General features: G+C 61.3%; 24 protein-coding genes and 1 tRNA gene. 12 read left to right on the top strand and 13 right to left on the bottom strand.

The window, feature by feature from the left end; genetic code table 11:
• Positions 1-59 precede the first annotated feature (59 nt).
• The 6 genes from QRN70_RS19975 (at position 60) to QRN70_RS19950 (ending at position 4,726) form a co-directional block, all read left to right on the top strand.
• Complete coding sequence (locus QRN70_RS19975; protein WP_285419633.1) at positions 60-752, top strand: ABC transporter permease; 693 nt, start codon at positions 60-62, stop codon at positions 750-752.
• The gene (locus QRN70_RS19970) at positions 752-1,441 is read left to right on the top strand and encodes an ABC transporter permease (protein ID WP_285419632.1); all 690 of its coding nucleotides are present in this window, start codon (positions 752-754) and stop codon (positions 1,439-1,441) included. Before QRN70_RS19975 ends, QRN70_RS19970 begins: the two co-directional genes overlap by 1 nt.
• Positions 1,422-2,657, top strand: a complete 1,236-nt coding sequence (locus QRN70_RS19965) for a methyltransferase (protein WP_285419631.1) — start codon at positions 1,422-1,424, stop codon at positions 2,655-2,657. Before QRN70_RS19970 ends, QRN70_RS19965 begins: the two co-directional genes overlap by 20 nt.
• 344 nt (positions 2,658-3,001) lie before the next feature.
• Positions 3,002-3,838: an FkbM family methyltransferase gene (locus tag QRN70_RS19960; RefSeq protein WP_285419630.1), complete on the top strand. Its 837-nt coding sequence runs from the start codon at positions 3,002-3,004 to the stop codon at positions 3,836-3,838.
• 75 nt (positions 3,839-3,913) lie between these two features.
• A tRNA-Thr gene (locus tag QRN70_RS19955) sits at positions 3,914-3,989 on the top strand.
• Between the two features lie 476 nt (positions 3,990-4,465).
• Positions 4,466-4,726 carry a hypothetical protein gene (locus tag QRN70_RS19950; RefSeq protein WP_285419629.1) on the top strand — a complete coding sequence of 87 codons (261 nt, stop codon included), beginning with the start codon at positions 4,466-4,468 and terminating at the stop codon, positions 4,724-4,726.
• Between the two features lie 154 nt (positions 4,727-4,880).
• On the opposite strand, the gene QRN70_RS19945 is transcribed toward QRN70_RS19950, so the two are convergent.
• The 4 genes from QRN70_RS19945 to QRN70_RS19930 all read right to left on the bottom strand — a co-directional run bounded on the left by QRN70_RS19945 (position 4,881) and on the right by QRN70_RS19930 (position 7,290).
• Positions 4,881-5,591, bottom strand: coding sequence for an SDR family NAD(P)-dependent oxidoreductase (locus QRN70_RS19945; RefSeq protein ID WP_285419628.1), 711 nt, complete (start codon positions 5,589-5,591; stop codon positions 4,881-4,883).
• A 44-nt stretch (positions 5,592-5,635) separates the two neighbouring features.
• Positions 5,636-6,280, bottom strand: coding sequence for a DsbA family oxidoreductase (locus QRN70_RS19940; RefSeq protein ID WP_285419627.1), 645 nt, complete (start codon positions 6,278-6,280; stop codon positions 5,636-5,638).
• Positions 6,277-6,495 (bottom strand): tautomerase family protein, encoded by a 219-nt coding sequence (locus tag QRN70_RS19935; protein ID WP_285419626.1) that lies wholly within the window; start codon positions 6,493-6,495, stop codon positions 6,277-6,279. Before QRN70_RS19935 ends, QRN70_RS19940 begins: the two co-directional genes overlap by 4 nt.
• Positions 6,496-6,918: 423 nt before the next feature.
• Positions 6,919-7,290, bottom strand: coding sequence for a PBECR2 nuclease fold domain-containing protein (locus tag QRN70_RS19930; RefSeq protein WP_285419625.1), 372 nt, complete (start codon positions 7,288-7,290; stop codon positions 6,919-6,921).
• 522 nt (positions 7,291-7,812) lie between these two features.
• On the opposite strand from QRN70_RS19930, the gene QRN70_RS19925 reads away from it, so the two are divergent.
• A complete protein-coding gene (locus QRN70_RS19925; protein WP_285419624.1) occupies positions 7,813-8,739 on the top strand; it encodes a LysR family transcriptional regulator in 927 nt (308 codons plus the stop codon).
• Here the strand turns inward: QRN70_RS19925 and QRN70_RS19920 are convergent.
• From QRN70_RS19920 to QRN70_RS19895, 6 genes are all read right to left on the bottom strand, one after another.
• Positions 8,656-8,973 (bottom strand): AzlD domain-containing protein, encoded by a 318-nt coding sequence (locus QRN70_RS19920; protein ID WP_285419623.1) that lies wholly within the window; start codon positions 8,971-8,973, stop codon positions 8,656-8,658. The genes QRN70_RS19925 and QRN70_RS19920 overlap by 84 nt on opposite strands.
• A complete protein-coding gene (locus QRN70_RS19915; RefSeq protein ID WP_285419622.1) occupies positions 8,952-9,668 on the bottom strand; it encodes an AzlC family ABC transporter permease in 717 nt (238 codons plus the stop codon). The genes QRN70_RS19920 and QRN70_RS19915 overlap by 22 nt, the downstream gene beginning before the upstream one ends.
• Positions 9,665-10,042, bottom strand: coding sequence for a GNAT family N-acetyltransferase (locus tag QRN70_RS19910; protein ID WP_130887682.1), 378 nt, complete (start codon positions 10,040-10,042; stop codon positions 9,665-9,667). The genes QRN70_RS19915 and QRN70_RS19910 overlap by 4 nt, the downstream gene beginning before the upstream one ends.
• Positions 10,043-10,121: 79 nt before the next feature.
• On the bottom strand, positions 10,122-10,868 hold the full coding sequence (locus tag QRN70_RS19905; protein WP_285419621.1) for a 2OG-Fe dioxygenase family protein: 747 nt from the start codon (positions 10,866-10,868) through the stop codon (positions 10,122-10,124).
• Between the two features lie 230 nt (positions 10,869-11,098).
• Positions 11,099-12,385: an OprD family porin gene (locus QRN70_RS19900; RefSeq protein WP_285419620.1), complete on the bottom strand. Its 1,287-nt coding sequence runs from the start codon at positions 12,383-12,385 to the stop codon at positions 11,099-11,101.
• A 298-nt stretch (positions 12,386-12,683) separates the two neighbouring features.
• Entirely contained in the window at positions 12,684-13,352 is a 669-nt protein-coding gene (locus QRN70_RS19895) for a DsbA family protein (protein ID WP_285419619.1), read from the bottom strand.
• Positions 13,353-13,606: 254 nt separating this feature from the next.
• Between QRN70_RS19895 and QRN70_RS19890 the strand changes: the two genes are divergently transcribed.
• Positions 13,607-15,694, top strand: a complete 2,088-nt coding sequence (locus QRN70_RS19890) for a TonB-dependent receptor (RefSeq protein WP_285419618.1) — start codon at positions 13,607-13,609, stop codon at positions 15,692-15,694.
• Between the two features lie 132 nt (positions 15,695-15,826).
• Here QRN70_RS19890 and QRN70_RS19885 read toward each other — a convergent pair whose 3' ends face one another.
• From QRN70_RS19885 to QRN70_RS19875, 3 genes are all read right to left on the bottom strand, one after another.
• A complete protein-coding gene (locus tag QRN70_RS19885) occupies positions 15,827-16,039 on the bottom strand; it encodes a hypothetical protein (RefSeq protein WP_285419617.1) in 213 nt (70 codons plus the stop codon).
• Positions 16,040-16,285: 246 nt separating this feature from the next.
• Positions 16,286-17,392 carry an agmatine deiminase gene (gene aguA / locus QRN70_RS19880; RefSeq protein ID WP_285419616.1) on the bottom strand — a complete coding sequence of 369 codons (1,107 nt, stop codon included), beginning with the start codon at positions 17,390-17,392 and terminating at the stop codon, positions 16,286-16,288.
• 233 nt (positions 17,393-17,625) lie between these two features.
• Positions 17,626-20,538, bottom strand: a complete 2,913-nt coding sequence (locus QRN70_RS19875; protein ID WP_285419615.1) for an aminotransferase — start codon at positions 20,536-20,538, stop codon at positions 17,626-17,628.
• Positions 20,539-20,765: 227 nt separating this feature from the next.
• Between QRN70_RS19875 and rfbB the strand changes: the two genes are divergently transcribed.
• From rfbB to rfbD, 4 genes are read left to right on the top strand one after another with little or no spacing between them, the layout of a single operon-like run.
• The gene (rfbB, locus tag QRN70_RS19870) at positions 20,766-21,848 is read left to right on the top strand and encodes a dTDP-glucose 4,6-dehydratase (protein ID WP_285419614.1); all 1,083 of its coding nucleotides are present in this window, start codon (positions 20,766-20,768) and stop codon (positions 21,846-21,848) included.
• Positions 21,845-22,720, top strand: a complete 876-nt coding sequence (gene rfbA / locus QRN70_RS19865) for a glucose-1-phosphate thymidylyltransferase RfbA (protein WP_285419613.1) — start codon at positions 21,845-21,847, stop codon at positions 22,718-22,720. Before rfbB ends, rfbA begins: the two co-directional genes overlap by 4 nt.
• A complete protein-coding gene (gene rfbC, locus QRN70_RS19860; RefSeq protein WP_285419612.1) occupies positions 22,717-23,262 on the top strand; it encodes a dTDP-4-dehydrorhamnose 3,5-epimerase in 546 nt (181 codons plus the stop codon). Before rfbA ends, rfbC begins: the two co-directional genes overlap by 4 nt.
• A complete protein-coding gene (gene rfbD, locus QRN70_RS19855) occupies positions 23,259-24,128 on the top strand; it encodes a dTDP-4-dehydrorhamnose reductase (RefSeq protein WP_285419611.1) in 870 nt (289 codons plus the stop codon). Before rfbC ends, rfbD begins: the two co-directional genes overlap by 4 nt.
• Positions 24,129-24,134: the final 6 nt, after the last annotated feature.

Genomic DNA, 24,134 nt, shown 5'->3' with positions numbered 1-24,134 from the left:
CGCCAGCAACCGACGGCGCCGGCTCCCGGCCTTGCCTGCCGCGATTTGAAAAGAAATCCATGATTATCGACCTCCACGGATTCGGCCCGGTGCTCCTCGCCGGCGCGCTGATGACCGTCAAACTGGCACTCACGGCCCTGTGCGTCGGGCTGGTGCTCGGCCTGCTCGGCGCCTTGGCCAAGACCTCCCCGTACAAGCCGCTGCGGTGGCTTGGCGAAACCTACTCGACCCTCGTACGGGGTGTGCCGGAACTGCTTTGGGTTCTGCTGATCTACCTCGGCACCGTCAAGACGATGAATGCCATTGGCGAATACTTTGGCAATCCCGATCTGGCACTGAGCCCTTTCGTGGCCGGCGTGACCGCCCTCGGACTGTGCTTCGGCGCTTATGCAACGGAGGTCTTTCGTGGTGCGATCCTGGCCATTCCCAAAGGCCACCGTGAGGCCGGCCAGGCCCTGGGCCTGTCGAAATGGCGGATCTTCACCCGGCTGATCATGCCGCAGATGTGGCGTATCGCGCTGCCAGGCCTTGGCAACCTGTTCATGATTCTGATGAAGGACACCGCGCTGGTGTCGGTCATCGGTCTGGAAGAAATCATGCGCAATGCGCAGAACGCCGTGACCTTCGCCAAGCATCCATTCACCTTCTATCTGGTCGCAGCTTTCATGTATCTGGTCCTGACCATACTGGCGATGATCACCATGCATTTCCTGGAAAAACGCGCCGCTCGTGGCTTCGTGAGGACGACGTAATGGAATGGGAAGTCATCTACAAGTGGCTGCCGAAGTTCTTTCAGGGCGCCCTGCTGACACTCGAACTGGTGGGCATTGCCGTTATTCTCGGGTTGCTGCTGGCGATACCCCTGGGCATCGCTCGCTCCTCCAAGCTCTGGTTTGTCCGCGCTTTTCCTTACGCGTACATCTTTTTCTTCCGGGGCACGCCGTTGCTCGTGCAACTGTTCCTGGTCTACTACGGCCTGGCTCAGTTCGACGCCGTACGCGGCAGTTTCATGTGGCAGTATTTGCGGGACCCATTCTGGTGTGCCACCGCCACGATGACGCTGCATACAGCTGCCTACATCGCCGAGATCCTGCGTGGCGCCATTCAAGCGATCCCGCCGGGCGAGATCGAAGCCGCCCGCGCACTGGGCATGTCCAAGGCCAAGGCATTGTTCTTCATCGTCCTGCCCCGCGCCGCGCGCATCGCTCTGCCGGCCTACAGCAACGAAGTCATTCTGATGCTGAAGGCCAGTTCTCTGGCGAGCACGGTGACCTTGCTCGAACTCACGGGCATCACCCGCACCATCATTGCTCGCAACTACCTGACGGTGGATATGTTCTTCACCGCAGGCGTCATTTACCTGCTGATGTCGTTTTTGCTCGTTCAGGCGTTCAAGCAGCTGGAGCGATGGTTGCGCGTCGATGCCTGCCAAGGGCGCTGAGGCTTTCTGCGTGCTGACGGGCGAGCACTTACTCGCCCGCTTCACGGCACTGGATACATTTCTTACAGCGCATCAGGCGCTGTGGAAGCCTCGCCCGTTTACTCATCTGCAGCTTCCCTGGGAAGCGTCCTACCCGGAATTGTCCTCGAGGCTACGCGGGCGCTCACTGGAAGAGGCGGAAAACGCCCACAACCAACCTGCCGAACTCTTGGATGCGCCGGAGCCGTTTGCCGCATTGGCAGCGTCGTCGCTTGAACTGAGTGCGGTGGGTGAATTGCCCGCGCATGATCTGCAGATCGCCGACCGTCGCCTGAATGTCGATGTACCGGGACGCAAATGGCAGCAAATCGAGGCGTTCGCCAGCCGCTTGTCGTTCGTCTCACAACCGAAGCACTGGCTGGATTGGTGTTCGGGCAAAGGCCATTTGGGCCGCCGCCTGCTCGGTGCCGACCAGCAACTCACCTGCCTGGAATATGACCCGGCGCTCGTCGCCAGCGGCCAGGCACTGAGTCAGCGTCATCACTTGCAGGCGCTGCATGTCGAGCAGGATGTGCTCGCAGCGAACACCTCATTGTTGTTGCGCGCCGAGCACACGCCCGTCGCCCTGCATGCTTGCGGCGACTTGCATGTGCGCCTGATGCACCTGGCTAGCGCCGCTGGCTGCCAACAATTGGCGATCGCACCGTGCTGCTATAACCGGATCAGTCGCACGGAGTATCAGGCGTTATCTCGCGCCGCTTCGCGATCAGCCCTACAGCTTTCGCTGGAAGATCTGGCCCTGCCGATGAGCGAAACCGTCACCGCCGGTGCACGCGTCCGCCGTCAGCGCGACAGCTCCATGGCCCGCCGTCTGGCCTTCGACCTGCTGCAACGGCAAGTGCGCGGCGTCGACGACTACCTGCCGACGCCATCCCTGCCCAGCGCCTGGCTGGACAAACCCTTCGCCGAATACTGCCGCGACCTGGCCGCGCTGAAAGAGTTATCCACAATCGGCCAGCAAGACTGGCCGGCGCTGGAAGCGGCCGGATGGCAGCGGTTGGCCGAAGTTCGCAACCTGGAATTGTTGCGCGGATTATTCCGACGGCCGCTGGAGCTGTGGCTGAACCTTGATCGGGCACTTTTCCTCAGCGAACAAGGCTATGTGGTACGCCTGGGCACCTTCTGCAATGCCCACCTCACCCCGCGTAATTTTCTCCTGCTGGCAGAACGTCGCTAAAACCCGGCATCCTGTGGATAACTCTGTTGATGGAATTACCCTGGATCCAATATCCACGGCTGTTTGCACCCATTTCAACAGCTGGTCATTTTTTGTTCACATGAATAAAAAACCGCTAAAACAGGGGTTTGCAGGACAAATGCGAACTGCTCCACAAAACGGCGACCGTGGTCAGCAGCGCTAGAGTCCGTTGTGCATAAGCCCCAGATCAAAAGGACATAACCGCCGATTCACGGACCCGCGCAAGGGAAAATTGCGCCCGCCCATCACCCTTGCTATACAGGCTCACGCAGTGCCGGCAGCGCACACACGAACAAGAAGAACCTGATCGACAGGGAGCGACCGTGACGTTCATCTCATACGCGCAGAATTTCGAAGACGTCCGCCTGTGGCGCGCGCTCAAATACTTTGAAAACGGCTTCTACATCGACGTCGGCGCCAACGATCCGATTCACGATTCGGTGACCAAGGCCTTCTACGATCACGGCTGGAGCGGCATCAACGTCGAGCCGATGCAGAACTACCACGACGCTCTGCGCCAGCAACGCCCACGCGACATCACCCTGCAATGCATTGCCAGCGATGCGCCTGGCGAAGTGACGTTCTACGGTATCCCCGGCACTGGTCTGTCCACCGCCGACCCGGTGCTCGCCCAGGAGCGCAAAGCCCTCGGACTCGAGGTACAGAGCCTGACGGTCAAGGCGCGTACCCTGACTTCGATCTGTGCAGAACACGCCGCCGACCGGCCGATCCACTTCCTGAAAATCGACGTCGAAGGCCACGAGGAAACCGTGCTGCGCGGCATGGACTTCAAGCGCTTCCGCCCGTGGCTGATTCTCATCGAGACGCCGTTCGAGCGCGACCACACTTGGGAACATCTGGTGACCGACGCGGGCTACCAGAACGTCTGCTTCGACGGCCTCAACAGCTACTTCCTGGCCGACGAGCACGCCAACCTCAAACCGGCCTTCGACATGCCACCCTGCCAGCTCGACAACTTTCAGCTGTGCCTCGGCCACCCCTTCGCCCACCCCGTCAGCCCCGGCGAAGCCGAAGCCCTGGCACAAATCAGCGCCGCCACCCAACGCGCCGAACGCGCCGAAGCGCAACTGCACGCCATGCAGAACAACCGCGCCTGGCGCGCCATCGAAAAACTGCGCAACGTCCTGCGCCGGGCCTGATCCAGGCCCGCGCAAAAATAGTCTGAATTCAGGGGTTTACAGAACCCGCCCAATCGCTATAATCGTCGCCCACACGCCGGTATAGCTCAGTTGGTAGAGCAACTGACTTGTAATCAGTAGGTCCCGGGTTCGACTCCTGGTGCCGGCACCATATTCAAAGCCCCGCAAATGCGGGGCTTTGTGGTTTCTGGGGTTTGAACGCACCTCGCGTCAAAGCGCGAAAATGTCCACAAAGTGTCCACACTTCATTTTTCGCCCCCCTCCAGAAGCATCAGCACTTCCGTGCAACCCTATCCGCCATCAATGAGCGACCGATTTCCACCACCGCCTGCAAAGGGTCAGCTGTCTCTTGGAAATGATCAGAATTCGCAGCCCCCTGTGAAGACCCTATCAACCGGTAACTCGCGCTGAATACCGTCGCACGCCCTCAGGTGCGAGCAGGCGTGCCACCACGGCCTCAGTCCTGTGAGCGACACTGGCGTATGAAACCGCGCCCTGATAAAAGCTTCATGGACGTCCATCAGCGCTCGGGCGCTAAGATGGCTGGGCGTTGAAACTTCGTCGAAGGATCGAGAGCGGCTGCTTGCGGATGCTGCCGCTGCCAACAGTACAACCAAGGAATGGAACATGGAGTTCATCGGTGAAGCGGATCTCACCATTCGCTGCATTCAGCCCTTTTATCGCAGGATGACATTGAAGTCGGCGATTCATATCTCTCGGGACCTTCGCAAGGACCAGGTCGTCATCACCATCGATCTGTCGGAAAGCGGGCTTTCGATAGCGGAAATTGACGTGACGATTCTTGGAGTGCTCACCCGCTATTCGGTCTATTCGAGCACGAATACCGGCAGCCAATATCAACTCTATTGCTACGTGGTCCCCGACTGACCGGGCGGCCAACAGGCGATCGCATCGCGCTGCGCTTCAGCCAGCGCATCAGGTATTGCATCAGCGATAGCTGACCGTCAGCCAGATCACGCCAGGGCTGTTGCCCACAAAAAAGCCCTCGCACCGCGGCGAGGGCTTTGTGTTGCTACGACAATCAGTGCCCGGCGCTCTGCCCGCCATCCACATGCAGAATCTCACCGGTGACGAACCCGGCGTTGTCGAGGTAGACCACCGCCTGCGCGATGTCTTCGACCTCACCCATATGCCCAACCGGGTGCAGGGCGCCCAGTGCGGCGTGGCTTTCTTCGCCGTGCATCGGGGTCTTGATGATGCCGGGCGACACCGCGTTCACGCGGATGCCACGCTTGGCGTACTCGATGGCCAGGGATTTGGTCGCGGCGTTGAGGCCGCCCTTGGTCAGCGAGGCGAGCACCGAGGGCACGCCGTCGACGGCGTGGTCGACCAGGCTGGTGGTGATGTTGACCACGTGGCCCTTGCCCTGTTTTTCCATCTCGGCGATGGCCAGTTGGGTGATGTAGAAGAAGCCGTTGAGGTTGACCGACAGGACCGCCGCGTAATCGTCCGCGGTGTAGGCGGTGAACGGTTTGGCGACGAAGATGCCGGCGTTGTTGACCAGGGTGTCGATGCGGCCGAACCGCGCCAGGCCCTCGCTGATCACCCGTTGGGCGGTGGCCGGGTCGCCGATGTCGCCGGCGATGGTGAGGATCTGCGGGTCGTTCGACGGTTTGATCGAACGCGAAGTGGCGACAATGTTGTAGCCCAGTTCACGGAAGGCCTTGACCATGCCTTCGCCCAGACCTTGGGAAGCACCGGTGATGACGACGGTTTTCTTGAAGTTGCTCATGATGAAATCCTCGATAGACAAGTTGGGTTTGACGCTGTGATCGATCAGGCTGCCGCCAGTTGTTTCAGCACCTGTTCGTAGTACTCGACCGATTGCGAACCGGACACCAGGTGCGTGCCGTTGAAAATCAACGCCGGCACCGAGTTGATCCCGTGCTGGCGGTAGAAGGCCTGCGCCTGCCGCACGTCATGGGCGAATTGGTCGCTGGCCAGCACCTCGGTGGCCCGCGCCGTATCCAGTCCCGCTTCACGCGCCAGGCGCACCAGGGTCGGGTGGTCGTTCGGGTTGTCGCCGTCGCGGAAGTAGGCACGCAGCAAGATCTTCTTCAGCGCGACTTGCCGCCCCTCCTGCGCGGCCCACGTCAACAGGCGATGGGCGTCGAAGGTGTTGTAGAAGTGCGTGCGCTTCTCCAGGTCGAACGCGAAGCCGAGGGCCTGGCCGCGTTCGATCTGCATGCGCTTGCCGGCGGCGACATCAGCAGCGCTGCGGCCGTACTTGCGCATCAGGTGCTGCACCGCCGGTTCGCCTTCGGCCGGCATGTCCGGGTTGAGCTCGAAGGGCTTGTAGGTCAGCGCCACGGCAATCTCGCCGGCCAGATTGGCGATGGCCTGCTCCAGCGCCGTCGCGCCGAGTGCGCACCACGGGCACACCACGTCGGACACGAAGTCGATGGTCACGGTCGCGCTCATGACTGGCCCCGCTCCGCCAGTTGTCGGCGATATTCGGTGGTGGTCATTCCGGCGTAACCCCAGTTATCGGTGTCGACTTCCTCAATGACGATGTGGGTCAGGTCCGGGCGCTTGTTGAGCACGCGCTCGAGGGTTTCGGTGATTTCGGCGATCACCTGAGCTTTCTGCTCGGCGGTCACCCCGTCGCGGGTAATGCGTACGCTGACAAATGGCATGACGAGTTCTCCAGTGACCTGCCTTCGGGATGAGGGTCAGGTGTTGGAGCTCAATTTAGGCGTGCGGCGGGAGGGGAAAAAGTAGCGGCGGGGTACTTCATTTGTGATGCGATGTAATGAATCGACAAGCCTTTCGTTACCGCTTGCCTCCTGAAGGCTTAAGTTGACACAGCAAATTCAGTGGCAGAGAATCGGCCCCAAGAGCGCGAAACCGGCTGCCATCAGGTGGCGATAGCCGGCGTTAGGAACCCCGTTGATGACCTGAAAATCAGCGTTCGGGTGAGACCTCTTCTCCCCCGCTTGAGGGAGCACAATATCAAGTGACTTTTTCGTGAAGGGCAGCCTGGCAAGGCTGCCCTTTTTTGTTAGGGTCATCGGTAACGTTGAAACAGCAGCTCTCCATGCCGATGCTTGTTCAGTGCCTTATTTGTCGCAGTTCATGAAGTTCCAGAGTACGTTGCCGTGATCGATATGGATCACGACCAGCATCTGGTATTTCGCGTTGTAGGCACCGATAAATGACAGTCGGAAAGAGTCGTCATCGTAGGAAACCTTCCAGATCTCCAACGGTTTTTTCAGGGTGTCTTGCGCGAATTCTGTAAAGCGCTCCCTGGCATTCGGGCGCTTTTCCACAATGTGCAATAAGTGCTCGCGCCTCACTAAAACGGGGCAAATTGGTGTATCAATCACCGTTGCATTGAGGCCGTCATAAAGTCCGAAGCCTTTGGCAACTTGCTCCCATGCAGCTTCAAGACTCTCAGCACCTGGACGTTCTCTGATCGCCGAAGTCAGCAACTCGGGTTCAATATCACGTATGTCCGGTAAACCAAGATCCTTTGGTCAGGTAGAGCCCTGCTCCCTGGCAAACTCATTGGCATCTTCTCGCTAGCTTCGCGGACGCCGGCATTGCCTGGATATCCAATAGCCTCGGAGTGGAAAAGTCCCGAAGTAACTACCTGATATTTCAGCCACTTGTGCTGCGTTTATAAATCAGCTCGATCTTACTTTTGAATGGGATGCTTCCGATTCCAATGCAGAACAGCGCGAGAAAGCTGTGCGAAATTGTCCCAGCAGCGACCACCCAACCGCACAAAACACTGCCCGACGCCTTCGAGTCGGGCAGTTTTTTTGACCTCAATCACCCCCGCGTCAACAAAAACCCCGATCCTGTGTCAGTCTCCAGCCATCGGCGGGGACATCAATTCGCTACTAAATCCGCGACAACTATGCTCAGGTGCAGGAATATAGCCAGCAGATGGCGCCGGATCGGCACTCACGTACACAACAATACCCAGCCCACTTCAGAGGGCATTACCCATGGATAGCAGAACCTTACGCAACCTCATGCGCATCGTGCAGACCGGCTCGTTGTCGGCCGCAGCCGAGCATTCCTGTCTGACCGTGCAGGCGTTGGCCGCGCAGTTGAACAAGGTCGAAGAACAGTTCGGTTTCCGCTTGTTTCGCCGCTCGAACAAAGGCCTGACGCTGACGCCGCAAGGCACCGAGCTGACGCCTTATATGGATCGGGTGCTGATCGCCACGCGTCAGATGGAAGAGAAAGTCGAAGCACTCAAGGTGCCGGGCCAGCGCACGTTGAAAGTGGCGTTGAACACCACGCTCGCGCCTGACTTCAACCGGCGCCTGATCGGACGCCTGATCGAGGTGTTTCCCGATTACCAGATGGAATTCAGCTACGCCGAGTCGATGGAAAACCTCAGCAAGCTGAAGAACGAAGACTTCGACCTCGCGGTGCTGATCGGCCCGCAACGGCCGGGGCTGCCGAGCATTGTCCTGCCGGAAGTGCAGGTGCAGGTGGTCGGCGCGCATTGCGGTCAGGAAAACGATCCGCTGACCTTGCTCGGCAACAAGTTCCAGGTGCGTCCTGCAGAAGATTGTCCGTATTCCCACAGCTTTTTGCGTTTTCTCGACGCTGGCCTGGGCAATCACGAAAACAGTCAGCGGACGATTTATTCCTGCAGCGAAACGTTGACCCTGTCGCTCATCACGCAGATGGACGCGGTCGGCATGGTCTCGCGTGAGGCCGCGCAGAAAAATGGCCTGACGATTTTCCCCGGGTTCGAGGATTTCCTCGAAGTACGCCTGGCGGTGAACAACCCGGATCTGTCCGGCCAGGCGTTGAACGATGTGGTCGACCTGCCGCTACATGAACGAACCGAGCGCAATGTACGCAGCCGTGCCAACCGCCACACTGAGAAAGAGGTTTTTGCTGAAATACGCACATAGCAACGTCGGAATCGCAGCATAGAATTCCGGGCGATCGAGCTGTAGGTGCTGATCCTTGATTACCAAGGGTGTCAGGCTGATCGCAGCGACGATCGCCACCGGCAAGTACTCCAGCGCCCGCGCGACGAAGGGCGGCCAGTGCTCGGTGTTGACCTGCAGCGGCAGGGCCCGCGGCAGGAAGGTCACGGCCATCATCAGCGCGACCACCAGGATCAGGAACGTCTGGTCAGGCATACACCCACTCCGCAGCCCACAAACGTGGCGATGAATACATTGAACGGCGAGGTGCCGACCAGGCTCAGCGCGCCCATGCACAGCACAGCGGCCAGGGCGGCAATGAGTTTTTTGCGGGTGTTGCACAGCGAGACCAGCACATAGAGCATCATTGCGGTCAGCGCGTAGTCGAGCTGGTATTTGATCAGGTGCGCCGCGTACTGCGCGCACAGGGCGCCGAGCAAGCCACCGAGCACCCAAGAGGTGTGGCAGAACAGGTTGAAGCCGATCAGGTAGCGCACGTTCACCGGCGCACCGTTTCCGAGCTTGACGCTGTGGAAGGCGAACGATTCGTCGGTCAGGCCGCCGGCGTAGCACCAGCGCTCCATGCGGCTCAGGCCCAGCGCGCGCAGGGCCTTGGCCATGTACACCGACATCAGCATATGCCGCGCATTGATCAGGAACGTGGTCAGGACGATGGTGGTCAGCGACGCACCGCTGCTGATCAGCGCCAGCGCGGCGAACTGCGAAGCCCCGGCGTAGACGAACAGACACATCGCCACCGGCAGCCACAGCGGCAGCCCGGCGTTGACGGCCATCAGGCCGAACACGAACGACACCGTGAAGTAGCCGGCCACCACCGGGCTGGCTTCGGCAAACGTGCGCGACGGCTGAGGGTCAGCCATCAGCGGCGCACTGCCGGACGTTTCATTCATAGGTCCCTCTCAAATGTCCGTTCGCCGTGAGGCTCGCAAAAACCCTGGGCAGCCCAGAATCGCTTGCCCGCGAGGTTAGCATCGTCGACGAACAGAAACATCCGCAACACACCGACCCGCTTCATGTCGGACGACGCCGCTTCCACCAGGCGCTGACCGACACCCTGGCTGCGATAGCGCGGGCTGACCGCCAGGTGATTGATGGTGCCGCGACTGCCGAGCATGCCGCCGAGCACCGCCCCGACGATTTCGCCCTCCACGTCGAAGGCCAGGTAGGCGGTGGTGGTCTTCTGGATCAATACACCGCGCAGGCATTTGGCGTCCTGCCATTCGCAGAACGACACTTCGTCGAACTGGCGGAAGAAACGCTCCATGCGCTGCGCGTCCTTGGCGGTGGCGCGCCGCAGCACCACCGGCGTCGAGCACTCGACGCCGTCGACTGGGGTGATCTGATTAGCGAACAATGTCGAAAGCGGTCCCGGGCCGCGAGAAAGAAATCGCCAGAATCTGCCGGTACGCCATGGCATGGGTGTGGGTGTTGCGCGCCGGGGTCACGTAGTGGCGCATGTCGCGATCGAGGAAGTAGGTGGTGTCGAGAATCTCTTTGTACGTGGTCGACGCCAGCTGCTGCTCGTGAATGTCGTACAGACGGCTTTCGGCGCCCTCGACGTTGTTGCGCCCCCAGAAATGCACGCCGCTGAACGGATAGCCGTCGCAGTGAATGCCTTCCGGGGTGATTTCCAGTTGCTTGCCGGGCTTGATCTCGATGCGGATCTGGTGGATCTGGCACTGCCAGATCTCATCGTGCAGCTCTTCCGGCAGCACGCTTTTGTAGACCTCGAAATCGGTGTCGATCAGGCTGCGCATCACCGGCGACTCGATGACTTCATCGGAGAAGTCCTGGAAGTGCCGCACGACGCCGCCGACGTAGGCGTTGTTTTCCTTCGACTGCACGTACGCGCGATGTTCGAGCTGCTTCAGTTCGCGGGTCTTGGGGTTGTATTCGAAGTCGCTGTAGCGACGATAGCGCATACCTGCTTCAGCCTGACCGTAGTAGCTGTCGGGCTCCATGTTTTCCCAACTTCTGGTCAACCTGACGAAGTCCGAGAAATGACCGTAGAGATTGAAGTCGGCGGCCTGCACATTGGCATATTTGTCGCGCCGCAGCGATTCGCCCACTTCTTTGTTTAACACGATCATTACCAAATTCTCCGCTACGTTGAGCGACCTAATTTATTAGGTGGAGAATTTGCGTCCATGAGAAAGAATTTCAGGCATTTAAAGCCCTGGTTGAAGCGCTGCCTGAACCACTCGAAAAAGTGTTTTCAAGTGACAGAAACATGGGTTTTTTTGCCTTCCAATCAATAAAAACCGAAAAAAAACCCCGAGCCAGTCGGGGTTTTTTAATGGCTGTTACGCCGGGTCGAACATCAGAAGATGTTGATCGGGTAATCGACGAACACACGCACTTCGTTGCCACCGGCGTTGTAGTCGCTGGACTTCTGCGAGACGCGCAGGATCGAGCTGCGCAACTTCACGCTGAGGTCTTTGGCCGGGCCACTCTGCACGACGTATTTGACCTGGTTGAAGATCTCGCGCTCAGTGCCGCCGCTGCTGGTGTCGGTGGTGATGTTGTCGCCACGCACGTAAGCGAAGTTGTAGCTCAGGCCCGGAACGCCGAAGGCGCCGAAGTCCAGACCGTAGCCCAACTGCCAGCTGCGCTCGTCTTCAGCGTTGAAGTCCGACCAGTAGGAGTTGGCCAGGTAGATGGTGTTGCCGCCATCGCCCTGACGGAAACCCGCGTTCTGATAACCGCCGTACGGGTAACCCAGGTTGCTGTCGCCAGTGCTGCGCTGGTGCGCCACGGTGAAGGAGTGCGGGCCGGTCGCGAACGTTGCGGCCAGGCTCCAGATCTTGTTGTCCTGGCCGCCGGTGTTCTTGAACTCGGCATAGGACTTGTCGAGCTTGGTGCGGTAGCCGTTGAAGTCCAGGGTCAGCGACTGATCCTTGTCGATCGGGAACACGTAGTTGGCGTTCACGTACTGTTTCTTCATGACGTCTTCAACGTCGGAAGCGTACAGCGCCGCCTTGAACTGTTCGGTGAACTGGTAGCTGCCGCCCAATACGTTGATCGACTTCAGGCCACCGCTGTCACGGCCTTCAGCGCTCTTGCGCGATTCGGCGGTGAAACGACCGGCGTTCAGCTCCAGGCCCTTGATCTCTTTGGAAGTGATCAGGGTACCGGTGTAGCTTTCCGGCAGCAGACGCGAGTTGTCATAGCTCAGCACCGGCAGGGCCGGCATCTGGTCACCGTAGGTCAACACGGTGTTGGAGACACGGAACTTGACCGCTGCGCCGCCCTTGGACAGGTCATCCGCCGCGTTGCCGCTGTCACCCTGCTTGAAGAAGTCGATACCACCGGCGCCGCTGCGGCCCTTGCCGCCGTCCAGACGCAATGCATACAGACCGAAGGCATCGACACCGACACCCACGGTGCCCTGGGTGAAGCCGGACGAGAAGGTACCGATGGCCGCTTGGCCCCACTCGGATTTGTCCGGGTTGCCGTCTTTGAAGTCACGATTGATATAGGCATTGCGCAGCAGCACTTTGAGGCTGCTGTCTTCAACAAAACCCTTGGATTCGGCCTGGTCGTTAGCCATGGCCTGTGTGGCGCTCAACATCCCCAGAGCGATCAGGCTGATTCGCTTGTTCAACATTTTGTTTTCCTTATTACCGGTTGAAACGCGCTGTGTCGAACGGCTGAAACGGCGCTATTGCGCTCTTTTTTCACCCCGAAACAAAAAGGCCCGCCCACGACAAAGTCGTGGCGGGCCTTCTTATTATTTTTGGGTCATGGCGGTTGGCCACAGGCGTTGGGGCGAATCCTAGCCGTGTGCTGAACAATGTGTCAATTTCAAGAATCGTCTGTAAATAGGCAAAAATCGTCTAAGAAAAGACTTTATTGCGATAGGCGATTGCCCGAAAGCACGCAGAGGAAGTGACTTCCCATCACCGTCAGGCGCAACCGTCGATGCCGCAAACCGCTTTGCCAGCGGCAATCGGACTCACCGCACGCGCCGCGCGCAACCACTGGACGAACGCCTCGGGCTTGCCCAGCCACGGGCTGATATCGAGCAAGGTGAAATGGCCGTCACGCTCCAGCACGAAGGTGGGAAAGCCCTGACCGCCGACTCTGGCGAGCAGCTGACGGCTGTCACGGATGTGCTGCGCGGCATCGGCACGCTCGAAGGCCTCGAGAAATTCCGCCGCCGGGAAACCCTCGGCAACTGCCAGCTCCAGCAGCACTGCCCTGTCGGCGATGCGCCGCCCTTCGACGTAGTGCGCCGTCTGCAAGCGCCCGAGCAGGTCCAGGCCGCGCCCATCGATCTGCTCCGCGGCGAGCACGGCGGCAATCGGTGGTGCCGAATCGAACACCGCCGTGTGATCGCGCAACAGGCCCTGGAAATAGGCTTCGCCGAAGGGTTGTCCGGTGTACTCGGCGATGCGCCGGTCATGAGGCATGACGTAATCGCGCAGTTGCGGCGACACCTGCTGGCGGTTGGCCCCGGTCATCATCCCGCCGCCATGGGCGATCACCGGCAATGCTTGCCGGGCGGCCTGTACCAAGGGTTTGGCGCCGTAGCACCAGCCGCACAGCGGGTCGTAAATGTAATGAAGGATCATCGGCAGGCTCCGGCAAATGACTGGAAAAACAATGCCGGCAGCGTAGTCCTGCACCCGCCCCGGAAAAACCCCGGATCGACTTCCAGACTGTTTCGCGAATCGGGCGAATCTGCCGGAAAAGTGCTTTGTATCAGCGACGACATAAATTGAAACAATAGTTCCGGGGAACCTTTCAGGAATAATTAACGGGAGCAAATGCAAAGCATTACCATTCGCGCGCTCGAATTCTTTCACCCTTTCGGATGCGCTTTTCCATGCCTGCCCCGTTCCGTCTCACGCCCGTTACTCTTGGTCTGTCTGCCTTTCTGTCGAGCTGCGCCTACGCCACGACCGAGTTGCCCGCCACCTCCATCAGTGCCGAATCCCAGGCCGACGATCCACGCGTCAAAGTCAGCAGCACCGCCACCCGCACTTCGACACCCGTGCGCTACGTGCCGCAGGCCATCGACTCGATCAAGACCAGCAACGTGTCCAGCTACGGCATCAATGACATCGGCGACGCCCTGAGTGGCATCCCCAACGTCAGCAGTGCTGCCGACACCCGGTTCGACAGCCTGCGCATCCGCGGTTTCGATGCCAGCAACGATTTCTACCTGGATGGCATCCGCGACGACAGCCAGTACAAACGCGACATGCACAACATCGAGCGCGTGGAAGTGCTCAAGGGTCCGGCTGCCGTGCTGTACGGCCGTGGCAGTCAGGGCGGGATCGTCAACCGCGTCAGCAAGGCCCCGGAATCCGGCCGCCGCTCGACCCTCGAAGCCCAGGGCGGCAGCGACGACCTGCGCAGCCTCTACGCCGATCTCAGCACCGACCCGAGCGAAAACATCAGCCTGCGCCTGAACATGGGCAACATGGACCAGAACAGCTTCCGTGATGGCGTCAGCGGCAGCCGTCAGTTGTTCGCACCGTCGATGAGCTGGCAACTGACGCCGGACCTGAACTGGCTGGTGCAGTACGAATACAGCCGCTACAACCGCACGCCGGATCGCGGTGTGCCAGGGGTCAACGGGCGTCCGGCCGACGTCGGCCGCGATACCAGCTACGGCAACGATCACGATTTCATCGACGACAAGACCCAATCGCTGCGCTCGAAACTGACTTACGAGGTCAACGACAACTGGCAGCTGCGCCACACCCTCGGCGTGTTCAAGCTCGACAGCGATTTCGACAACACCTACCTCACCGGTTTCACCCCGGCGACCAACAAGGTCACGCGCCAGCACTGGCAGCAGGACCTGACCACCCGCAACGTTTACAACAACCTCGAACTGGAGGGCGGCTTCGACACCTTCGGCCTCGAGCATCGCCTGCTCACCGGCCTCGAAATCGGCAGCCAGCGCCGTGATCCGAAGCTGTACAACGCCGCCACCAGCGGCGCCGGCAGCTCGCCGGTGCCGGCACTTGATCTGTACACCCCCAATCGCGACCTCCGGCACAACGGGCGCATGCAACTCTCGAGCAGCAGCCACACCGAGGTCGAAAGCCGCGCGATCTACGTGCAGGACCAACTGCGCCTGAACGATCAGTGGCAGTTGCTGGCCGGCCTGCGCTACGACACCTTCGACATCGAGTCGACCAACAAGCTGAGGAACCTCTCCGAGGATCGCGACAGCCACAGCACCAGCCCACGGGTCGGCGTGGTCTGGACGCCGCTGCAGAGCCACTCGTTCTATGCCTCGTGGACCAAGACCTTCTCGCCCGTCGGTGGCGGCCTGATCGGCATCACCCCGGGCGCCGCCGGCAACAGCAATGACCTGAGCCCGGAGCTGACCAAACAGAAAGAAATCGGTGTGAAGAGCGACTGGCTCGACGATCGCCTGAGCACCACCCTGGCGCTGTATGACCTGGAGCTCTACAACCGCCGCACCAGCGATCCGAACGACCCGACCGTGACCGTGCTCACCGGCGTGCAGCGTTCGCGCGGCATCGAGCTGACCGGGACCGGCAAGATCGGCGGCAACTGGTACGTGCGCGGCGGCGTCGGTGTGCAGGACACCACCATCGAAAAGGACAACAACGGCCTGGAAGGCAAACGCGTGAACAACGTCGCCAAGCACAACGCCAGCCTGTTCCTGACCTGGAAACCGGAACTGGGCTGGTACGCCGAGACCGGCCTGACCCTGGTCGGCCAGCGCTACGCCGACAACCTCAACACCACCGTCCTGCCGGGCTATGGCCGCTGGGATGCGCTGGCCGGCTACCGGCACAAGGACTGGGATGTCAGCGCGGCGCTGAACAACATCACCGATCGTGAGTATTACGCCTCGGCCACCAGTGCCGCGCAGATCATGCCGGGGGCGCCGCGCAGCGTGGTGATGACGGGCAGCTACAGCTTCTAGAAAACCAGCGCAGCGCCTGCCATCGAACGTCACTTGCGCCAGTGACGCCGCCGCTGGCGCAAGTGACTTTCCAGCGCGCAAAAAAAAGCGCCGCCATCCCGGCAGCGCTTTCACTGATCCCTGTTGTTCTTCTTATCCTTCCATCACAGCCCACAAGGCATCCAGTTCGGCCTCGCTGAACAGGCCAGCGGGGTAACGCTCGATCATCATCCGGCGCGGATCAGGTTCCCTGATCTGACGCGTTCCATTGGACTTCAACCAGTGCGCGACGAGCTGGAGCGATTCACTATTAACAGCCATGGGATGCAACGTCCGCTCGCTGATTACGTTCACTTCGGCGTTCATTTCAGCGCTCTCTCCCCGTTCGTGAGCGGCTACGTTATCCAAGGTTTATGACAGAACTGTTGAAGTTCTCCCCCCTCCCTAGTGCCCCCAGACGAATACAAGAGCTATGCCAATCCTGGCCATTTGTCGACCAGCGGACATAAAGAAACCCGCAGTCCTTTCGGGCTGCGGGTTTCTCTGCAAGCGCTGGCTGACGCAGCCGGGCTCAAGCGATTTTTCAGTCAACTCAAGCTGTTACGTCGGCACTCACTCGTTGTGCGGCGCGGGTTGCTGTTGGGTAAGGCAGTGAATATTGCCGCCACCGAGTAACAGTTCGCGGCCCGGCACCATCACCACTTCGTGTTGCGGGAACAGCTTCTGCAGGATTTCCCTGGCCGGGCCGTCCTGTGGATCGTCGAAGCTTGGCGCGATGATGCCGCCGTTGACGATCAGGAAGTTCACGTAGGAACCGGCCAGGCGCACCGACGGATTGCGCTCCTGGGTGCCGTCCACCGGATCGACGCCGGCGCATTCCTCTTCGGTGGCATACAGCGGCCCCGGAATCGGCATCTTGTGCACCGTGAACGGGCGTCCCTTGGCGTCGGTGCTGCTTTGCAGCACTTTCATCGCTGCCTGGCAGCGCGGGTAGTTCGGATCCTGCGGATCGTCGGTCCACGCCAGCAACACCTCGCCCGGACGCACGTAGCAGCAGAAGTTATCCACATGGCCGTCGGTTTCATCGTTGAACAGGCCGTCCGGCAGCCAGATGATCTTGTCCACCGCCAGGTTGGCGCTGAGCACCGCTTCGATTTCTGCACGGTTCAGGTGCGGGTTGCGATTGCGGTTGAGCAGGCATTCCTCGGTGGTGATCAGCGTGCCTTCACCGTCGACGTGAATCGAACCGCCCTCGAGCACGAAACCTTCGGTGCGATAACGCGGGCTGCGCTCGATCTCGAGGATCTTGCCGCCGACCTGCGAATCACGGTTCCACGGCGAATACAGGCCGCCGTCAAACCCGCCCCAGGCGTTGAAATCCCAGTTCACGCCGCGCACTTCGCCGCTGTTGTTGATGACGAAGGTCGGGCCGCTGTCGCGCACCCAGGCGTCATCGCTGGACATCTCGACCACACGGATATTCGGCACATCGAGACGCGCGCGGGCGTTTTCATACTGGCCGGCGGACACCGCCACGGTGACCGGTTGAAAACGCGCAATGGCCTTGGCCACGGCAGCGTGCGCGGCCTGCGCCGGTTTGCCACCCAGGCGCCAGTTGTCCGGGCGCTCGGGCCAGATCATCCAGATCTGGGTTTGCGGTGCCCATTCGGCCGGCATGTAGAAGCCATCGGCGCGGGGGGTGCTTGTCAGTGTGGTCATCGGATCAGGACTCCAGGGAACCGTCGAGGATTTTGCAAACCAATGGCGACTTTATAGCCGATAAAAATCGACATTAAAAGCGATAAAGCGACTACCTAAATAAAAACACACAAAAATAGCCGATATAAATCTATATAAGCGCAGGAGGCGCCGCTGCGATCCTTTGAGCCTTTCCGTAGAAAAGCCAGTCAAAGGCTCGCCGCCTGCGCCAGCTGCCGCGCCGCAACCTAGGTTTACAGGCCCTCTGCGAGCACCCGCTCCAGCATGTCGACAAAGAAATCCACGCTCTGCCGCGAGGTGACCATCGGCGGCTTGATCTTCAGCACGTTGAGGAAATCGCCGGTCGGCTGCATGAAGATCCCCAGCTCGCGCAGGCGATCGCACAGCAGCGTGGTTTCTTCGCTGGCCGGTTCCAGCGTCTCGCGGTCGCGCACCAGTTCCACCCCCAGGTAGAACCCGGAACCATGCACCGCGCCCACCAGTGGATGTTTATCGATCAACGCTTGCAGGCGTGCCTTGAAGTGATCGCCGACCACCCGGGCATTTTCCCAAAGCTGCTCTTCTTCCATGACATCGAGCACCGCCATGCCGATCTGGCAGCTCACCGGACTGCCGCCGGCGGACGAAAAGAAGTAACCCTCGGCCTCCAGCGCCTCGGCGATTTCCCGGCGGGTGATCACCGCGCCAAGCGGCTGACCGTTGCCCATACCTTTGGCCATGGTGATGATGTCCGGTACCACGCCCTGGTCTTCGAAGCCCCAGAAGAACTTGCCCATACGCCCGTAGCCGACCTGCACTTCGTCGGCGATGCACACGCCGCCGCGCTCGCGGACCCTTGCATAGACCTCTTGCAGATACCCCGGCGGCAGCGAGATACCACCGGCATTGCCGTACACTGGCTCGCAGATGAAGCCGGCCAGTTGCCGGCCCTGTCGGTCGAGCCGGGCCAGGTGCTGTTCGACGCTGCGGACATAATCCGGCGCCGAATCCGGCCCACGGAACTCACCGCGATAGGTGTTCGGCGCGGTCACCGGATGCACCCAGTCCGGGCGGCTGCTGAGCGCCTGCGGGTTGTCGGCGATCGAGGTCGACACCGCATCGGCGCCCACCGTCCAGCCGTGATAGGCCTCAAGCACGCTGAGCATGTCGCGCCCTCCGCTGTAGGCCCACGCCAGGCGGATGGCCAGATCGTTGGCCTCGCTGCCGCTGTTGACCAGGAACACCCGGTCCATGCCTGGCGGCGCCAGCTTCAGCAGGCGCTCGGAAAACTCCGCCACCGCGGCATAGTTGAAGCGCGAGTTGGTATTGAGCAGCGACCACTGCCGCGCGGCGACCGCGGCCATGCGCGGGTGGCCGTGGCCCAGCACCGCGACGTTGTTGAGCATGTCGAGGTAGGAGCGGCCCTGCATGTCGATCAGGTGATTGCGCCAGCCGCGTTCGATGCGGGGCGGGTCGACGTAATAATGCTTTTGCGTGCGGGCGAAACTGGCGTCGCGGCGCTCCAGCAGGGTCTGAGCGTCGAGCTCCGGTTCGGCGTCGCAGGCAAGGCCGAGCAGGGCCGCCGGCGACGGACACAACGCTTGCCACGCCGCCGCCCGCGACGGCGTGCAGAACAGCGGCGCCGGCAAGTGCGCGCCGCGCAGCAGTTGCACCTGCAACGGGCCGTCGACTGCCCCCAGCACCTGGCCTTTGACCAGTGCCGCGCCACCGTGCAGCGTCGGCTTCACACCCGACAGGCGCAGGCTCACTTGCGCGCCATCGAGTTGCAGCACGCCGTTCGCCGACTGCTGCAGCACACCGGCAAACGGCGCTTCCACCGCAGTGCCGGCCGGGACGCGCAATTCGACATGCAAGGGGAACGTCGCCGGTTCTGCGGCACTGTCGGCGCGGGTCTGCGACAGACGGTATTGCCCATAACGGCTGGCGGCCAGGCCGTGGACGGTGGCGGCCTCGTCGAGCAAATGCTGATCGATGCCCGGCCGCTCCCAGTTGCCGGCCGCGAAATGTGCACTCAATACACCGAGGTCGATCAGGGCGAATTCGCGTCCGACTAGGCTCGGCAGCAACGGGGCGAAACCGGCCCCGTCGATGGCCGGCAGCGGCTGCCCGACGGCACTCAGAATCGCCGCTTCCATCAGCGCCAGCGGCACCGAGGTGGCGACGCGGAAGATCTCCCATTCGTGGCTGAGATTGGCGCGGCTGTAGTGGTTGTCGGGGTCGATGCTGACCTGCTGCTCGCCACTGAGCACCAGCACCGCGGCCCGGGCGACGATCAGCGGCCACAGCGCCAGCAGTTCTTCATGGGTCAGCGGGTTGACCGCGTGATAAGCCTGTACCGCCGGCAGGATGACGAACGGATCGCCGCCCGCATGGTGCAGCAACGCCGCGCAGGTCACCGACAGATCGGTGATGCGCCAGGTGCGGACCAGGTCGCCGAAATCGATCACGCCCTGCAATTGCCAGTGCCGCCGGGCGTCGCGCTGCCAGACCACGTTGTCGTCGGTGATGTCCATGTGGATCGCCTGCACCGGCAGTTTTTCCAGCAACGGCTGCAAGTGACGCTCGGCTTCGGCGGCGGCCGCGGCGATCGCTTCGCGCTGGCCTTGGTCGGCGATCACCGGCAGCAAATGGCAGATCAACGCGCTGGCGTGGCGCGCGTCCCACTGCAGGGTGCGCTCCAGGCCCGGATGGTCGAAGCCGGCGAGGGCCAGGTCCATTTCACCGCAGAGCCGGCCGAATCCGGCAACCACGGCGTGGCCGAGATGATCGAGGTGGGTCAGCGACTGGCCTTCGATGTAATCGAGCAGTCGCACATGCACCGCGGCGCCGCCGATGTCCAGCGACAGCAGGTCTGCGCCGTTGTTGGCCGCAATGACCCGCGGCACGTGGACGGTCGAATGCTCGGCGAGGTATTTGAGGCCGGCATGCTGGGCCTGCAGTTCGACCAGGGAATAGTCGCCACGGCAGATTTTCAGGACGAAGCGCCCGCGTTCGCTGTCGACCCGATAGTTGAGATCCTGCTGGCTGCCTAGGGCCTGCAACGTGCCGTCGATTGCGTAATACTCCGCCAGCAGTTGCCGGGCCTGCACCTCGGACACCTGAGGGCTGGGCAGACTGGCGCGATGGATCAACGTGGCGAACGACATGGAACGACCCCTGAGATTTTATTAGGCGCCTATATCGCCACTGCCCCGGAGGATAATCAACCCCCGGCCCCTCCTGACTGGCCGGAACGCGCCTCCGCACGTCGAATACCCGCCAGCAAAGCCCGGCGCGGACAAAATACCGCGGGCAACCCTCTTGCACCGTCCCTCACCTGCCGACAAGCTATGCTCCACTCGCTTTATCGTCTTACGGAAAAAGGCCAACCTGCATGCGTATTCTCATCACCGGTGGTGCCGGTTTCATTGGCTCCGCACTGGTTCGCCATCTGATTCGCAACACTGCCCACGAGGTGCTGAACCTCGACAAACTGACTTATGCGGGCAATCTCGAGTCGCTGACCAGCATCGCTGACAACAGCCGTTACGAATTCGTGCAGGCCGACATCGTCGACCAACCGACCGTGAGCGCCATCCTCCAGCGCTTCCAGCCTCAGGCGATCATGCACCTGGCCGCCGAGTCCCACGTCGACCGCTCCATTGACGGCCCGTCGGACTTCATCCAGACCAACATCGTCGGCACCTACAGCCTGCTGGAAGCGGCGCGCGCCTACTGGCACGGTCTGGCCGAGCCGGAAAAAAGCGCCTTTCGCTTTCACCATATTTCCACCGACGAGGTCTACGGCGACCTGCATGGCGTCGATGACCTGTTCACCGAAACCACCCCCTACGCACCCAGCTCGCCTTATTCGGCGAGCAAGGCCGCGTCCGATCACCTGGTCCGCGCCTGGCACCGCACCTATGGCCTGCCGGTCCTGTTGACCAACTGCTCGAACAACTACGGGCCGTTCCACTTCCCGGAAAAACTGATCCCGCTGGTGATCCTCAACGCCCTGGCGGGCAAGCCGCTGCCGGTATACGGCAACGGCCAGCAGGTGCGTGACTGGTTGTTCGTCGACGATCATGCGCGGGCCCTGCTCAAGGTCGTCAGCGAAGGCGCGGTTGGCGAAACCTACAATATCGGCGGGCACAACGAGCAGAAGAACCTCGACGTGGTGCACGGCATCTGCGCGCTGCTCGAAGAACTCGCCCCGCACAAACCGCAAGGCGTCGCGCGCTTCGCCGACCTGATCACGTTCGTCAAGGATCGCCCCGGCCACGACCTGCGCTACGCCATCGACGCCGGCAAGATCGAACGCGAGCTGGGCTGGGTTCCGGAAGAAACCTTCGAGACCGGGCTGCGCAAGACTGTCCAGTGGTACCTGGAAAACCTCGAATGGTGCCGTCGCGTCCAGGACGGCAGCTACCAGGGCGAACGCCTGGGCTCCACCGATATCAAGGATCTACTCGCATGATGAAGGGAATAGTTCTGGCCGGTGGTTCCGGTACACGCCTGCACCCGATCACCCTCGGGGTGTCGAAGCAGCTGCTGCCGGTCTACGACAAACCGATGATCTACTACCCGATCTCGGTCCTGATGCTGGCCGGCATCAAAGACATCCTGGTGATTTCCACCCCGCACGACCTGCCGCATTATCGCAACCTGCTGGGCGACGGCAGCCAGTTCGGCGTTTCGTTCAGCTACGCCGAGCAGCCTTCCCCGGACGGCCTGGCCCAGGCCTTCCTGATCGGCGAGGACTTCATCGGTGACGATCCGGTGTGCCTGATCCTCGGTGACAACATTTTCCACGGCCAGCATTTCGGCGAGCAGCTGAAAAAAGCCGCGCAGCAGACCACCGGCGCCACCGTGTTCGGCTATTGGGTCAAGGACCCGGAGCGCTTTGGCGTGATCGATTTCGACAGCGAAGGACGCGCCCTGTCGATCGAAGAAAAACCGGCGAAGCCAAAGTCCAGCTACGCCGTCACCGGGCTGTATTTCTACGACAACGACGTGGTCGCCATTGCGAAGGCGGTCAAGCCGTCGCCGCGTGGCGAGCTGGAAATCACCGACGTCAACAACGCCTACCTGCAGCGCGGCGACCTGCAGGTCGAGCGCTTCGGCCGTGGGTTTGCCTGGCTGGATACCGGCACCCACGACAGCCTGCTCGAGGCTTCCCAATACGTGCAGACCATCGAACACCGCCAGGGCCTGAAAGTCGCGTGCCTGGAAGAAATCGCCTATCAGAACGGCTGGATCAGCCGCGATTATCTGCTTGAGCGCGCGCAGTATTTCGGCAAGACCGGTTACGGCCAGTACCTGTTCTCGATCGCAGGAGAAAACCAATGAACGTGATTGAAACCGCTCTGCCCGGTGTGGTGATCATCGAGCCCAAGGTGTTTGGCGACGACCGCGGGTTCTTCTACGAAAGCTTCAACGCCAAGGCCTTCGCCGAGGCGACCGGAGTCAATGCGCAGTTCGTCCAGGACAACCATTCGCGCTCGCAGAAAGGCGTCCTGCGCGGCCTGCACTATCAGCTGGAAAACACCCAGGGCAAACTCGTGCGGGTGACCGTCGGTGAAGTGCTGGACGTGGCGGTGGATATCCGTCGCAGTTCCCCGCACTTCGGCCAATCCGTCGCGGTGCGCCTGTCGGCCGACAATCGCCGTCAGCTCTGGGTCCCGGAAGGTTTCGCCCATGGTTTCGTGGTGTTGAGCGACGTCGCCGAGTTTCTCTACAAGACCACCGATTACTACACGCCAGCAGCCGAACGCTGCATTCGCTGGGACGATCCGACGCTGGCCATCGACTGGCAACTGGACGAAGCGCCGCGCCTGTCGGCCAAGGATCAGGACGGCAAACGCCTGGGCGAGGCGGACCTGTTCCCATGAAGATTCTTATCTGTGGCCAGCAGGGGCAAGTCGCGCAGGCGTTGCAAGCCACCCTGTCCGGCGTCGGCACGCTGGTGGTACTGGGTCGCGACCGGCTCGATCTGGCCCGGCCCGAACACATCCGCCAGCAGGTCAGGCACATCGCCCCCGACCTGATCATCAACGCCGCCGCGCACACGGCGGTGGACCTGGCGGAAAGCGAGCCCGAGCTGGCGTTCGCCATCAACGCGAGCGGTCCCGGGGTCCTGGCCGAAGAGGCTGCGCTGCTGGGCGCGCCGCTGATTCATTACTCCACCGATTACGTCTTCGACGGCAGCAAGCCCGCGCCCTACAACGAAGCCGATACACCCAACCCGCTCGGCGTCTACGGCAAGAGCAAACTGGCCGGCGAGCAGGCCATTGCCGCCGCTCACGCCCAGCACCTGATCCTGCGCACCAGTTGGGTCTACTCCAGCCATGGGCGCAATTTCCTGCTGACCATGCAGCGCCTGCTCCAGGAAAAACCCGAGCTGCGCGTGGTTGCCGATCAGATCGGTGCACCGACCTGGGCCGGCAGCATCGCCCGCAGCACACTCGCGCTGATTGAACGCTGGCAGGCCGGACACGCGGGTGCCTGGGGCACCTATCACCTGACGAACCAGGGCGAAACCTCCTGGTTCGGCTTTGCCCAGGCCATCGGCAACGCGCTGCGCGAACAGGGCAAACCGTGCGCGGCACTGCTGCCGATCCCCTCCAGCGACTATCCGACGCCGGCCGCCCGGCCGTCGAACTCGCGCCTCGATTGCAGCCGCCTGCAACGTGAATGGGGCGTCAGTCAGCCTGACTGGCAAACCGCGCTGCGCGAGTGTCTTGCCGGACAAGCCTAGGCATAA

The organism is Pseudomonas sp. efr-133-TYG-5, from assembly GCF_030209175.1.
GTDB lineage: Bacteria > Pseudomonadota > Gammaproteobacteria > Pseudomonadales > Pseudomonadaceae > Aquipseudomonas.
This window is presented reverse-complemented; position numbering and strand designations above follow the sequence as displayed.